A 305-nucleotide genomic window follows, 5' to 3' on the forward strand; every position below is an offset into this window, starting at 1 on the left:
CGCGCTTGTCCCGCAGGTAGTCGGTCAGCAGCGTGGTGGCGTCGGGGCCCATGGTGCGCAGGCCCACGGCGTTGATCAAGCTCTGTCCGACCTGGTCCGGTTAGCCGACCTCCGCGAGCGGCACCCAGTACGCGCCGTCGTGGAAGGCGCGCAGCACCTCGCGGGACATTTGCAGGGCCAGGCGGGTCTTGCCCACACCGCCGGTGCCGGTCAGCGTCACCAGACGAGAGTCGGCCAGCAACCGCTTCAGCTCGGCGAGCTCCGAGCGGCGACCCACCAGGCTCGTCACGTCGGCGGGGAACCCG

General features: G+C 71.1%; 1 protein-coding gene. It reads right to left on the reverse strand.

Annotated elements, in window-relative coordinates:
• Positions 1-100 precede the first annotated feature (100 nt).
• A partial coding sequence (locus PUR61_RS14015; protein ID WP_329879148.1) for an AAA family ATPase occupies positions 101-305 on the reverse strand: 205 nt, incomplete at its 5' end.

This window comes from Streptomyces sp. BE20 (assembly GCF_036322525.1).
Lineage (GTDB): Bacteria > Actinomycetota > Actinomycetes > Streptomycetales > Streptomycetaceae > Kitasatospora.